We start from the raw sequence: 11,901 nt of genomic DNA on the forward strand, positions 1-11,901 counted from the left end.
TTGTAAATACGCGGTCCTTGAAACGGGCGAGATAAGCCGATGGGACCCAATAAGCTGAAGGTCTGAGACCAATGGAAAAAGTTCCGATGACCTCTGCCGGTTACAAAATGCTTCAGGACGAACTGAAGGAACGTACCACGGTTGAGCGTCCGCGCATCGTTGATGCCATTGCGGAAGCACGTGCACACGGTGATCTGTCGGAAAACGCCGAATACCATGCGGCGAAGGAAGCCCAGAGCCTGAATGAAGGCCGTATCGCGGAACTTGAAGACAAGCTGTCGCGCGCCGAAATCATCGACGTGACCAAACTGTCCGGTGAAATCGTCAAATTTGGTGCGACCGTGTCCCTGATCGACGAGGATACGGAAGAAGAAAAGAAATACATGATCGTCGGCGACGTTGAATCCGACGTGAAGCAGAACAAGGTCTCGATCTCGTCTCCGATCGCCCGCGCACTGATCGGCAAGTCGATTGGCGACAGCGTTGAAGTGGCTGCGCCTGGCGGGGCCCGGTCCTACGAGATCGTCGACGTCAAATTCATCTGAATCTCTGACATTCCAATCGGATATGGTCTGACGTCTGGACAGCGCGAGACCGTTTTCCCTTTGACGCATCCCGGTCAGCCGTTAAGGTGAGAACCGGAATGTGTCGGAGGTCAGGTGATGGTCTTTCATGCAATCGGGATGTGGCTCTTGGTGGCCGCCGTCCCGCTTTGGATCTATCGCTGGTATGTGTTTTCCAGGCTCGATGCGCGCGAGCGCAGGATATTCAAGCGGATCGTCAAGCGGCGTCACGAAAACGCCTATGCGTTTGCCCTGCAGATGTTCGGCTACCTCCTTGCCCTTGCGGCCGCCGTCATCCTGCTTGTCATGGGCCTGCGCTACATCAAGCAGGGCTCCCTTGAATTCGGCGCCTATCGCGACGTCATGCGCAACCGGCTCTATTCCGGGGTGGACCCGATCGATCAGGCACTGGACGCCTATCACTATGATCAGATGCTTCCGATCGCGATCATCACGACCTGCGCGCTTCTGAGCGTCGCCTTCACGCTGGTCGCAACCGCCCTCAGGGACGTATCGCTGATGTCGCGCCTCAACCGCAAGCTGGACGGCATGAAAGAGCGGCAGGCAGCGCTCGACTAGTCTTTGTTCCAGGTCAGGTTTCGATCGGAACGACCGGTTCGTCCTTGGTGCGCCGGATAGTCAGTGCCGTGCGGACACTGTCCACGTTGGCTGCAGCGGTCAGGTCGCGGATAACGAAGTTCTGGAACGTCTGCAAATCGGGCGACACACACTTCAGCAGGAAATCGACCTCGCCGGACAGCATGTAGCTTTCCCGGACCAGCGGCCAGTTCTGAACGGTCTCCTCAAAGGCAATCAGGTCGGCTTCCGTCTGGCTGTGCAAGCCGACCATCGCGAATGCCGTAACATCGTAGCCGAGCTGCTTCTCATCCAGCAGCGTCCGGTAACCCTGGATGAGACCCGCTTCTTCGAGCGCCCTGACCCGGCGCAGGCACGGAGGTGCGGATATGCCGACACGGCGCGCCAGCTCCACATTGGTCATCCGGCCGTCGTCTTGCAGTTCTTTCAGGATGTGCCAATCGATGGCATCAAGCCGCGCTTTCAAACCTGTCTCCTTTGAGTCTCGCCTGTCGGACCCGCCTGCAAATAGGTGTTGTTGACCCGACCCGGCACCTTGCCGCGGATCAGGTCTCCACGCTAACTTGTCGACCAGTGACGAGTTATGATTATTTGCGCGTTTGTGCAAGACTATAACAAAATTGCGCACGATTCTGAAAGATTACGACAGGGGATGTTCTCCTTAGATGCACGATGAGCCGGAGACCTCTCCCACATCCGTCTGGGTACTGACTGACGGCAAGGCCGGTGACGTCGCCCAGTGTATCGGTGTCGCTGAAGCGCTCGGCGTCCCCTTTTCGGAGCGAACAGTCGCGCCACGCCCGCCTTTTTCCTGGTGGCTTCCGTACGGGCCGACCGACCCGCGCGAATGGGAAACGCGGCCCGGAAGCCCGATCGCACCGCCCTATCCCGATATTGCCATTGCATCCGGCCGCCGGGCTGCCGCCTATCTCCGGCGCATCAAAAGGCGTTCCGGTGGCCAGACCTTCACGGTGTTTTTGAAGGACCCCAGAACCGGGCCGGACTCGGCGGATCTCATCTGGGTGCCAGAGCATGACCGGCTCCGGGGCCGCAACGTCCTTGCAACCCCCACATCTCCCCATCGCTTTTCCGCAGAAAAGCTCGCCGGATTGCGCAGCGACAGGACGCCCGAGATCGACAGTCTGGTCCATCCGCGCGTTGCCGTTCTGATTGGCGGCGACAGCCGCCACCACACATTCACCGAAAGCGACCAGCACCGCCTTTTGAACGGATTGCGGACCATGGCGTCGGAAGACGGGGCCAGCTTCATGATCACGGCTTCGCGCCGGACACCACCGGCGCTCGCCTATGGCCTGTCGAGCCTGGCCAAGTCCGGAGGGCATCTGTTCTGGACGGGTGAAGCGCCAAATCCGCTTGGTCATTACCTGGCAAAGGCGGACGCGATCGTGGCAACCGCCGATTCGACCAACATGATCGGCGAGGCGGCCGCAACCGGAAAACCGCTTCACGTCTTCCATCCATCGGGCGGTCACAACAAAATCACCGCCTTTTTGACGCGTTTGCAGCGCATGGGTGTTGTTCACCCCTTCCCAGGCCCGCTAAAAACAACTACCTACGAGCCGATAGATGCCACGCCCCTGATCGCTGACCGGATCAGGACGGCGTTCAGCGCGTCCAGAAAGCGCGAGAGCGAGACAGCGGCTTGAACAGCCGCCGGACCCGTTCGGCAGGCAGGATAAAAAGACAGGAAAAGGTGTCTCATGAGCACGGAACACAGCAAGCTCTTGATCGTCGGCTCCGGCCCGGCCGGCTACACCGCGGCAATCTACGCGGCACGCGCCATGATCGAGCCGACAATGGTCGCCGGCATTCAGCCCGGCGGACAGCTGACGATCACCACGGATGTCGAGAACTATCCCGGCTTTGCCGACGCGGTCATGGGACCGTGGCTGATGGAGCAGATGCAGAAGCAGGCTGAAAATGTCGGCACGAAGATCATCTACGACACCATCGTCAAGGCCGACCTGTCGCAGCGGCCGTTCCGTCTGGAAGCGGACAGCGGCACGGTTTTCACCGCCGATACGCTCGTGATCGCAACAGGCGCGCAGGCACGCTGGCTTGGACTGCCCTCCGAAGAGGACTACATGGGCGCCGGCGTTTCCGCCTGTGCCACTTGTGACGGTTTCTTTTATCGCAACAGGGAAGTTGTCGTGGTCGGCGGCGGCAACACGGCCGTTGAAGAGGCACTTTACCTGTCGAACCTTGCCTCGAAGGTGACGCTCGTTCACCGCCGCGACAGCCTGCGGGCTGAAAAGATCCTGCAGGACCGGTTGTTCCAGAACCCGAAGATCGAGGTCGTCTGGGACCACCAGGTCGACGAGATCCTGGGCGGGGGAACGCCGAAAGCCGTGACCGGCGTTCGCCTGAAAAACACGAAGACCGGGGAGTTTCAGGAAATTTCGACGGACGGTGTGTTTATCGCGATCGGCCATGCGCCGTCCGTGGAGCTGTTCAAGGATCAGCTTGAACTGAAGCCGAACGGCTATCTGGAAACGGCACCGGACTCCACGCGCACGTCGATCCCCGGCGTTTTTGCAGCCGGCGACGTCACCGACGACATTTACCGCCAGGCGGTCACTGCCGCCGGCATGGGCTGCATGGCCGCCCTTGAAGCGGAGAAGTTTCTGGCCGAACATGAAGCGGCATCCACACAGCAGGCAGCCGAATAGGGCTGCCTGAGCGTCCTGCGGAGGGGCACGCATGGATTGGGATAAACTGCGCATCTTTCATGCAGCCGCTCAGGCCGGCAGCTTCACGCATGCGGGCGATACTCTGCACATGAGCCAGTCGGCCGTCAGCCGGCAGGTCAGCGCGTTGGAACTGGACCTGGGGGTTCCCCTGTTTCACCGCCACGCGCGCGGCCTTTTGCTGACCGAGCAGGGAGAGCTGCTCTACCGCACGGCAAGTGACGTGCTGATGAAGCTGGAGTCCGTCCAGTCCAGCCTCACCGACAGCAAGGAAAAGCCGTCCGGCATCCTGCGCGTGACCACGACGGTCGGCCTCGGTTCGACCTGGCTGACATCCCGCATCAAGAGCTTTGTCGAGCTTTATCCGGAAGTCGACCTGCACCTGATCTTCGACGACGATGAACTGGATCTTGGAATGCGGGAGGCGGACGTTGCCATTCGGCTGCGCCAGCCGACCCAGCCCGATCTGATCCAGAGGAAACTGTTCACGGTGCATTTTCACGTCTATGCGGCACCTGAATACATCCAGCGCTTCGGCTCGCCTTCCTCGATCGAGGATATCGACAATCACCGGATCATCACATTCGGAGAGCAGGCGCCCGCCTATCTGCGCTCCATGAACTGGCTCGACTCCGCCGGCCGGCCGGCAAACGAACCGCGGCGCTCCGTTTTGAAGGTCAACAATCTCGTGGCCATCAAGCGTGCCGTACAGACGGGCGTCGGCATCGCCATCCTGCCTGACTACATCATCGACCAGGCAACAAACCTTGTGCCCGTCCTGACCGAGCAGGAGGACAAGGTGCCGTCCTTCGACACCTATTTCGTCTATCCGTCCGAACTGAAGAACACGGCCCGCGTCAAGGCGTTTCGCGAATTCCTTCTCAGCAGCGCCGAGAAGTGGGTCTATTGACCCGGCCACGTGCAGGCCTCAATTCGCCCTGACAATATTTTGTGCAGCCCAATTTTTGATCAAATGATGATTTTTCCACGGGCTCGATAAATGCATGCAGCGCTGGATTCCGCATTTTCCCGAATAAGTTTAGATGATTGGCGGGAAGACGCCTAAACAAACAATTGTAAAGAAACACTTTTCGCGCTGCGATTTGCACAAGAGGCCCAGCATTGCAGAAAATGCATAGCAGATTTGCGCACCTGCCACTTGTTTATGCAGCTTGTGCACCGCATATAAGCATCACTGTTGGTCACACGGGGATCACATCCTCCTCCCAGTGATACCCGGACCAGCTGTTCCCCTCTGGAAGGTGATTCCACTGTTTTCAGTGAATCAAAATAAACTGCCGGGTCCTTAAAGACCCGGCTCTTTTTTTGTCCAGTCGATATTGCGGCGCACAAAAACAGTGCGCTTACCCCTTACATGAACAGGCTTTCACCGCTGAGGTTCTTGTAAAGACCGGCAACCTGCTCTGCATAGCCGTTGTAGAGCAATGTATCCCTGCGTTCGTCGGTGCCGAGCAGTTTCTCGCTCGCCTGCGACCAGCGGCGATGCGGTACCTCCGGATTGACGTTTGCCCAGAAACCGTACTCCTTCGGCTGGATTTCCTCCCAGAAACTGACAGGACGCTCCTTGGTAAAGGAGATCCGCACAACCGACTTGATGCATTTGAAGCCGTATTTCCACGGCGTCACCAACCGGATCGGGGCACCGAACTGCTTGGCAAGCGGCTTGCCGTAGATCCCGGTTGCCATGAATGCCAGTTCGTTGGTCGCTTCTTCCAGCGTCAGTCCCTCGACATAGGGCCAAGGATACCAGCTCTGTTTCTGACCGCTGGCAATGGAGGGGTCCAGGAAGGTCTCGAACCGGAGATATTTCGCATCGGACTGCGGCCCGGCAAGCTTCACCAGTTCGGCCAGGGGAAAGCCGGACCACGGCACGGCCATCGACCAGGCCTCGACGCAGCGATGGCGATAGAGCCGCTCCTCGAGCGGCATTTTGGCAAGAAGCGCATCGATATCGACGATCTGCGGATTGTCGACCAGACCGTCCAGCGTCACCGTCCAGGGACGGATCTGAAGCTTCTGGGCCGCGGGCCAGATCTGTTTGTGGGAGCCGAACTCATAAAAGTTGTTGTATTGCGAAGCAATATCTTCGGACGTTACGTCACGATCGAGCTTGAAGGCCGTGTTGCGGCTGACCGGGTAAAGCCCGGCACTCGGATCCTCCTCCGCAAATGCCGGACGCACGCCGAGACCGGACCCCATGAGGACACCGCTGCCTGCGAGACCTGCAAGGATCTGGCGGCGGTTCAAAAACACATGTTCCGGTGTGGCTTCACGCTCTGGAAGTTCCCAGCTGCGTTTCTTCAAGATGTTCATGTCGTGGCTCCTGTTTGCCAAAGAAAGAACCGGAATCGGGCTTCAAAGGCAAATAACGCCCTAGTGACCGGGAGCAACAGGATCGTGAAGGAAAAACACGCGCGGTGGCACAAACCGGAATTCAAAGATCTTGCAAGCATTCCGATCTGAGATTGCCGCCTGAAATCTATTGCAATGCGGTGGACGCATTTCGGTCGAGCGCGCCCTGTAAGGTGGCATCGCGAAATCAATAGCAACCAATACGATTATGGGTCTATTGTTCGATATTGAAGAAAATGACAATAACGGGGAGAACACGCATGTCGATCGAGAGCGTACTCACAAGTGCCGTCCAGGAAGAGAAAGTGCCCTTCGTGGTCGGCATGACCGGCAATTCCAATGGTGTCACATCCACGCACGCCGCTGGCAATGCCACGGCGTCGATGAAAGTCGATGCGGATACGGTATTTCGTGTTTTCTCCATGACCAAGGCAGTCGGAGGCCTGGCGGCAGCCATTTTGGTGGACCGCGGAGAACTCTCGCTCGATACGCCGGTCGGCGACCTGATGGACAACTGGAACGACTTGAAGGTGCTTGAGGGTTTCGACGGAGACACTCCGACGTTGCGCGCCCCGAAAACCCGCGCCACCTTGCGTCATCTGGCGACGCACACAAGCGGGCTTGAATACGAGTTCTGGAACACGGATGTGCCGCGATACATGGAACTGACCGGCCATCCCACAATCCTGTCCGGATTGAAGAGTTCGCTTCATTACCCGTTGACCTCAGATCCCGGAACACGCTGGGGCTATGGCCCCAGCAGCGATTGGCTGGGTCAGATGGTCGAAGCCGCTGACGGCAGACGCATAGACGTTTTCTGCCAGGAGGAGATCTTTGGCCCCCTGGGCATGACCAGCACGGCGTTCGAACCTGAGGGGCTGCAGGAACGGCTCGCCGACGTCCATATTCGGGGCGAGGACGGAAAATTCGCGCCCATGGAACTCGCGCCGCCGTCACTGCCGGAAGTCTACGGCATGGGGCATGCCCTCTACTCCACCCCGAACGACTACATGCGCTTCCTGCGCATGATCCTGAACGGGGGACAACTGGACGGCAATCGCATCCTGTCCGCGAGCGGGCTGGAGACGATGCTCGCCGACCAGATGAACGGCCTGACATTTCAAACGATGGTTTCCTGCTCTCCCATCACCGCCGATGTCGTTCTCCCGGATGACACGTCTCACAGCATGATCGCAGCACTGCACAACTCGGATGTTCCCGGAAAGCGGTCTGCCGGAACGCAAAGCTGGGCCGGCGTTTGCAACACCCACTACTGGGTTGACCCCAGCAAGGACCTGGCCGCCGTGATCATGACCCAGTCCCTCCCCTTCGTGGAACCGGCTTTCATGGAAACCTATGATGCATTCGAGCGCGCGGTCTACGCGGCCCACTGATCGTTGAGCCCCGTTTTCGTGAAATCGGATGCGGGCCGGAAAGTGAAACTCAGAAAAACAAAGAGGGACCTGTGGCCCCTCCCTGAAAATGTGCTTTTGCCAGCAAATTACGGGTCAGGCCGCCTGCTGTTTTCCGGATTTCTGCAGCGCCTGCTCGGCGGCCTTCCCGGCCAGTTCAGCCATGTGGTCGAACTCGGACGTGTAGCTGGCGACACCTGCCGTTGCTGATCTGAGTTCAACGATCAGATCGCCGATCTCCGCTTCCGGCATAAGCGCCTGCACCTCGTCCCAACCCGGCCAGTTCGGCCTCGCGTCGAAGCCGAGAAGCTGCCCGCGCCTTGCCGAAACAATGGCGTTGACCTTTGCCGTTGCATCGTTCGGACAGGCAACGACAACCTTGTGGATCGGTTCAAGCAACACCGGTTTGCAGTCCGGAAGCCCCTCGCGGATCGCAAGAATACCGGCCATCTTGAATGCCTGGTCCGAGCTGTCGACCGAGTGATAGGAGCCGTCCGTCAGGCAGACAGCGACATCCACGACCGGAAAGCCGAACGTGCCGCGTGTCAGTGCGTCCAGGACACCGTCCCTGACCGAGGGAATGTACTGCTTGGGGACCACGCCTCCGGTAATCGTGTCGGTGAACTGAATGCCCTCGCCCCTTGGAAGCGGCGATATCTCCAGAACGGCGTCTCCAAACTGGCCATGTCCGCCGGACTGTTTCTTGTGCCGCCCGCGCACCTTGGCCTTGCCCCGGATGGTTTCCGCGTAGGGCACGTGCGGTGTATGCACCGCGACATCGAGCCCGTACTTTCCGGAAAGCCGCTCCTGGGCGACCCTCAGATGCATTTCGCCCTGCCCTTCCAGCAGCGTTTCCGCCGTCGCCTGGTTCTGACTGATCGACAGGGACGGATCTTCTTCAACCAGCTTCGCAAGCGCCGTCGACAGGCGGACTTCGTCCTTCCTCTGGGCCGCCGCGACGGCTGTTGCCAATACGGGGGCCCGCCGCTCGCCGGCGTCTATGCGGACGAGGTCGCCCTGTTCATGGCTCAGAAGATCCCCCGTCGCCACGTGGTCGAGACGACCGAGTGCGACAAGATCACCCTTGCCTGCCGTCGCCGTCTTGCTGGCATGCTGTCCGAAGATGCTGAAAAGACCCGACACCTTCACCTCGTCGCGGCCATTTCTGAAGAGGCTGTCGCCATCCGAAACCTCACCCTCAAGCACCCGCGCGATGGAAAGCTTGCCGCCGTGCTGGGTGTGCATGGTCTTGATGACCTGAAGAAGGGATCCGGTGGCCTTGTCTGTCGACCGGTGTTTGAGCACATCGACACCGGGCGCTTCATGACGCAGCGCCTTCAACAGGCGGCTGACCCCGTTGCCGTGGTCCGCAGAACCGAAAAACACCGGACAGATGAGCCCGTCGCGCATTTCATTGACAAGATCGGAAAACACCAGGTCCCGATCCGGTGCAATATCCTCCAGCAGCGCTTCCATGAGATCATCATCGTGATCGGCCAGAAGCTCCAGCATCGTGAACCTGGCTTCCAGTTCGCGCGTGCGGTCCTCATCGGACATGTCGATCTGCGTGCTTGGCTCTTTCTCGTGATAGACATGCGCGCGTTCCAGCGCGAGGTCGATGAAACCGGTCGCCTGACCGTCCTCCCAGATCGGGATCTGCCGAAGCACAAGCGGCACGGCGGAGGCCGGCTGAAGCACCGACAACACATCGCGGACGCGCCGGTTGCTCTTGTCGATCTTGTTCAAAAACAAAACCCGCGGAATGGCGCGGGCTTCAAGAGCTTTCAGGATGAGCTGCAAGGCTGGAACCTTGCGGTCGTCGTCCTCCGCGACAACGATGGCGAGATCGACACCGCTCAGCGCTCCATCCATTTCGCTCAGGAATTCAACCGAGCCGGGACAGTCGACGAAAACAAAACGATCGCCCAGGTAATCCGTTTCGGCGATGTTGACTTCAACGCTCATGCCATGCGCGCGCGCTTCCGGCGAGGCATCGCCGACGGTGTTTCCGTCGGTCACTGTTCCCTGTCGCTGCAGCTTGTCCGTTCGCGCAAGCAACGCCTCCAAGAGACTGGTCTTCCCGCTGCCGAAAGGACCGACGAGGGCGATGCAGCGCGGCGTACTGCCGGCAGCTGATCCTTTTCCGTTTATCGTGTTTGCCATAATGAGCCTCCCGTGTGTTCGAGGATAGTCCCCGTAACAACGCGGCGTGGCCGACGAGAGACGCGGGCCTGCCGCGTCGCACCCCTCATGAATCTTTGCCCGTTCCGGCTGCATGGCTCATTGCCCTGCAAATCGGGCATTCGATCCGGGGCGAGCCGATATCGTCGCGCCGAAAGCGGCCTTAAGGCAAGGGAATAATACGCCGCAGCGCAGCAATTCCGCCGTCCGGATAGAAACATCGCCGGAAAACAAGATCTTGCCGTCTTGTTCGCTGACATTTGAAACGCATGCCCAGGCGGCCCTGGCCGGACCGGCTCCATGGCCCATTGCCTGCGGTACAGTTGAAGCGCTAACCTGTGGTGAGATTTTTGGTCCGCCTCGTTAAGCGGGCAACAAAAGAATTCGAAGGTTTCCTTGATGAGTGTTGGCAATTGCCTCTTGCTGGCGTCCCTTTGTTGCTTCTGTGTCCAGCCACTGGCTGCGCAGAACGTCCAGCTCCGTGGCCTGCCCAACGCGGGCGGCCTGCCGTCCGCCGAGCAGATGCTCAATCAGAATCTCAACAATCAGAAGAACAATTTCTCGACCCGAACACAGATCGACCAGGCGAACCGCCTGAACCGCACCGAGCAGATCAACCGCCTCAATGCCAAGCGCGAGAATTTCGCGAACCCTTGCGCAGGCCCGGGCGCGCCGTGCGAGATCCAGAAAAGGTAGGACCGGACGGAAAAACGCCCGGTCCAACCAGGGCAACCTGAGTTTCAACCCGGAAAAATTGACGTCAGTTGATCTGTTCCAGTGTCATTTTGCTGACGCCAAGCGTCAGATTGGTTCCCGTCTGGCTCTCAAGGCTGAACGGATTGAGAGCAATGGACCTGTCGAAGCCGCCGAGCAGTGCATTGGCCTTGATCCCGGCACCCAGGCTCGCCCCCGCCGTGAGCCCGCCATAGGTTCCGGCCAGAAGACCCGGTTTGCGATTGGCTGAAGGGGCGAGCACTCCCCAGACAAGCGTCGCTTCCTTGGTCTTGCCGATGTCGAGACCATAGTCCCTCACGTCGCCCCGGTAATATTCGACGGCTCCGCCATCGACCGGTTTGAAACTGCAGCCGAGTTTCGCGGAAGAACCGACTATGAAACTGTGCTCGCCTTCCACCAGGCAGCTCAACGTTCCGATTTCGACCTTCGGGGTGTTTTCGGAAGCCTGTGCCGATGCGGCCAGAAGGACAGCGGCGGCGGCAAGCGCGGTGCCGAAAAAGCGCATTATGATTATCTCCGTATCAAAAAGTCCCGCGTTCACGAAACGTCTGGCGGGAACGCGCGAGATATGCAACCGCATCGCGTCAAAATCTGGGCAGGTGCACCGCCGTATCGCTCTGGCGCGTTCAGGCTTCGATCCCGGAGCCGGGGATTTCCCGGTCCGGAAGGACGGCAAACGCGGCCACAGCGGAAGGTCCGGAGTTGTCCGCCTGGCGCGCAAGCAGGAACCGGCGTCCGCCGATCAGCGCGGTCAGCGTGATGATCACTGGCACCAGGCTGCTCTCGGGTCTCGACAGAGCCCAGACCATTCCGGCCCCCGAGACGGCCAGCATCACCATCGAATATCGCCACTTCTGTTCGGGCGGCATTTCGGCGGACCCGACAAAACCCCGTTTTGTGAAGACGGTCAGGCAAAGCCCGGCCGCGAATACACTCAGCAGAACGCCACTATGAGCGTAAGCGGCAAGGAAGCCTCCCAGATCGGTCAGGCCGAGGCGGAAGGTGCCTACGATCAGGGGCGTCACCAGGAGGAGATGCAGGTTCACCCCCAGCAGTACCGGATTCATCTTCGATTTCACCGCATGGAACAAAACAAACGACATGAGCGCGAGCGAAGCGCCGCACCAGCCGGCAAGTTCCAGATCTCCGCTCTGGCGCCACACGAGCAGGAACGCGACGGAGGGGAGGCTTTCGAAGATATCCTGAAGCCATTGTTGCTGATGCGATTTCATTTTCAGGAACCTCTCACGCTGTCCGTCTGGTACCTGCGGCGATACCATCAGATTTCATTGTAGCCTGTCACTGTCACCCTCGCCAAAACAGCCAAGGATT

Annotated in this window: 12 protein-coding genes; 7 read left to right on the plus strand and 5 right to left on the minus strand. The window is 59.3% G+C overall.

Annotation, left to right across the window (positions count from 1 at the left end; genetic code table 11):
• Positions 1-71: 71 nt before the first annotated feature.
• The gene (gene greA / locus RBB49_RS25040) at positions 72-545 is read left to right on the plus strand and encodes a transcription elongation factor GreA (RefSeq protein ID WP_306145648.1); all 474 of its coding nucleotides are present in this window, start codon (positions 72-74) and stop codon (positions 543-545) included.
• 117 nt (positions 546-662) lie between these two features.
• Positions 663-1,142: a hypothetical protein gene (locus RBB49_RS25045; RefSeq protein ID WP_306145649.1), complete on the plus strand. Its 480-nt coding sequence runs from the start codon at positions 663-665 to the stop codon at positions 1,140-1,142.
• Positions 1,143-1,155: 13 nt separating this feature from the next.
• Here RBB49_RS25045 and RBB49_RS25050 read toward each other — a convergent pair whose 3' ends face one another.
• A complete protein-coding gene (locus RBB49_RS25050) occupies positions 1,156-1,626 on the minus strand; it encodes an Lrp/AsnC family transcriptional regulator (protein ID WP_306145650.1) in 471 nt (156 codons plus the stop codon).
• 199 nt (positions 1,627-1,825) lie between these two features.
• On the opposite strand from RBB49_RS25050, the gene RBB49_RS25055 reads away from it, so the two are divergent.
• The 3 genes from RBB49_RS25055 to RBB49_RS25065 are packed head-to-tail and all read left to right on the plus strand — an operon-like array spanning position 1,826 to position 4,778.
• Positions 1,826-2,827, plus strand: coding sequence for a mitochondrial fission ELM1 family protein (locus RBB49_RS25055; RefSeq protein WP_306145651.1), 1,002 nt, complete (start codon positions 1,826-1,828; stop codon positions 2,825-2,827).
• A gap of 54 nt (positions 2,828-2,881) precedes the next feature.
• Positions 2,882-3,850, plus strand: coding sequence for a thioredoxin-disulfide reductase (trxB, locus tag RBB49_RS25060; protein ID WP_306145652.1), 969 nt, complete (start codon positions 2,882-2,884; stop codon positions 3,848-3,850).
• A gap of 31 nt (positions 3,851-3,881) precedes the next feature.
• Positions 3,882-4,778, plus strand: a complete 897-nt coding sequence (locus tag RBB49_RS25065; RefSeq protein WP_306145653.1) for a LysR family transcriptional regulator — start codon at positions 3,882-3,884, stop codon at positions 4,776-4,778.
• A 461-nt stretch (positions 4,779-5,239) separates the two neighbouring features.
• On the opposite strand, the gene msrP is transcribed toward RBB49_RS25065, so the two are convergent.
• Entirely contained in the window at positions 5,240-6,202 is a 963-nt protein-coding gene (msrP, locus tag RBB49_RS25070; RefSeq protein ID WP_306145654.1) for a protein-methionine-sulfoxide reductase catalytic subunit MsrP, read from the minus strand.
• Between the two features lie 299 nt (positions 6,203-6,501).
• Here msrP and RBB49_RS25075 point away from each other — a divergent pair, with 299 nt between their 5' ends.
• Positions 6,502-7,635: a serine hydrolase gene (locus RBB49_RS25075; RefSeq protein WP_306145655.1), complete on the plus strand. Its 1,134-nt coding sequence runs from the start codon at positions 6,502-6,504 to the stop codon at positions 7,633-7,635.
• 114 nt (positions 7,636-7,749) lie between these two features.
• Here RBB49_RS25075 and RBB49_RS25080 read toward each other — a convergent pair whose 3' ends face one another.
• Positions 7,750-9,816, minus strand: coding sequence for an elongation factor G (locus RBB49_RS25080; protein WP_306145656.1), 2,067 nt, complete (start codon positions 9,814-9,816; stop codon positions 7,750-7,752).
• Positions 9,817-10,254: 438 nt separating this feature from the next.
• Here RBB49_RS25080 and RBB49_RS25085 point away from each other — a divergent pair, with 438 nt between their 5' ends.
• Positions 10,255-10,530 carry a hypothetical protein gene (locus tag RBB49_RS25085; protein WP_306145657.1) on the plus strand — a complete coding sequence of 92 codons (276 nt, stop codon included), beginning with the start codon at positions 10,255-10,257 and terminating at the stop codon, positions 10,528-10,530.
• A 64-nt stretch (positions 10,531-10,594) separates the two neighbouring features.
• On the opposite strand, the gene RBB49_RS25090 is transcribed toward RBB49_RS25085, so the two are convergent.
• Both RBB49_RS25090 and RBB49_RS25095 read right to left on the minus strand, forming a co-directional pair.
• Positions 10,595-11,074, minus strand: coding sequence for a DUF992 domain-containing protein (locus RBB49_RS25090; protein ID WP_306145658.1), 480 nt, complete (start codon positions 11,072-11,074; stop codon positions 10,595-10,597).
• Positions 11,075-11,195: 121 nt separating this feature from the next.
• Positions 11,196-11,801 carry a hypothetical protein gene (locus RBB49_RS25095; protein ID WP_306145659.1) on the minus strand — a complete coding sequence of 202 codons (606 nt, stop codon included), beginning with the start codon at positions 11,799-11,801 and terminating at the stop codon, positions 11,196-11,198.
• Positions 11,802-11,901 lie beyond the last annotated feature (100 nt).

Source organism: Roseibium sp. MMSF_3412 (assembly GCF_030733265.1).
GTDB lineage: Bacteria > Pseudomonadota > Alphaproteobacteria > Rhizobiales > Stappiaceae > Roseibium.